Annotated in this window: 2 protein-coding genes; both read left to right on the forward strand. The window is 48.5% G+C overall.

Features of this window, described 5'->3' with window-relative positions; all coding sequences use genetic code 11:
- Positions 1-118: 118 nt before the first annotated feature.
- Positions 119-499 carry a hypothetical protein gene (locus JFN90_RS22040; RefSeq protein ID WP_199397288.1) on the forward strand — a complete coding sequence of 127 codons (381 nt, stop codon included), beginning with the start codon at positions 119-121 and terminating at the stop codon, positions 497-499.
- Between the two features lie 83 nt (positions 500-582).
- Entirely contained in the window at positions 583-876 is a 294-nt protein-coding gene (locus JFN90_RS22045) for a GW dipeptide domain-containing protein (protein WP_199397289.1), read from the forward strand.
- Positions 877-971 lie beyond the last annotated feature (95 nt).

Below are 971 nucleotides of genomic sequence, written 5' to 3' on the forward strand. Positions count from 1 at the left end.
TTGCGATTCGATCTCATGACACACCCTCCTGGTCCGTTAGGATATATGGTGTGTCCTCAAAAGTGAAGATAGCTCACTTCTGCTGTTCGGCTGGGCCTATGCAAGTTCTCCCGGCAGCTTGCACATTATCGCATTAGGCGATGACGGAATACCGAAAGAAATTCTGAATCTTGAAAATTTTGAAATCCGGTCATTTGCAGCCCTCGATAAAGACAAAACCCCAGAGTTGATCGGCTATCCGTGCTTCTCCCAGTCATGGGGACCGGAGTTTTCTTTCCTGACGTACGATCCCTTTCATGTCTACCGTTTTGGGGCAACCGCCACATCGGAAATGACGATGGATCTCCAACTGACCGAGTCCTACAACAGGAAGAACTACTATGGGTGGGCAGGGCCGGAGTGTTCGGAGGACATTGCGGTGGTCCTTCACCCGCCTGGTGGTGGGAAACCAGTGGTAATGGATGCTGAAAAGGCAAAAGTAATCTTCGAGAAGCACTGACACACAACCAAGCGTGGCAGCGGTCCCCGCTTCGCTCCGCCGCTGCACTCTCCCACGGTTGGCCGGAAAACACAGGATCAAACTTGAACCTAACTAAAGTCGCAATGCTAACGTACCTTTTTGTCAGCTTACTGAGCTGTTTAAAGGAAAATCGAAGCGTTTTAGCAATTGGTGCGGTCCCTCTTTACAACAGTGAACAGGCCGCGGTCTCAGGGACCTCTTCAGGTGCATTATATAAAGGCCAGTTAGTTGAGGTCGTTGAAACCATAGATGTTAAGCACTATCAAATATACAAAGTCAGATTGCCATCAGGAAAACTTGGATATATCAACGATGGTACCTATAAAGTTTTGGACGGAAATGGCAGCATAAGGTGAGTTGTACAGGCACAGTCTCCCAACCCTTATCAGGCCCCCGTCTGTCAATAGGCAAAATGGTGCCCTAACGATTTGAAGTCGCCTTTTTAGAAGAA

It is taken from the genome of Geomonas propionica (assembly GCF_016458235.1).
Taxonomy (GTDB): domain Bacteria; phylum Desulfobacterota; class Desulfuromonadia; order Geobacterales; family Geobacteraceae; genus Geomonas; species Geomonas propionica.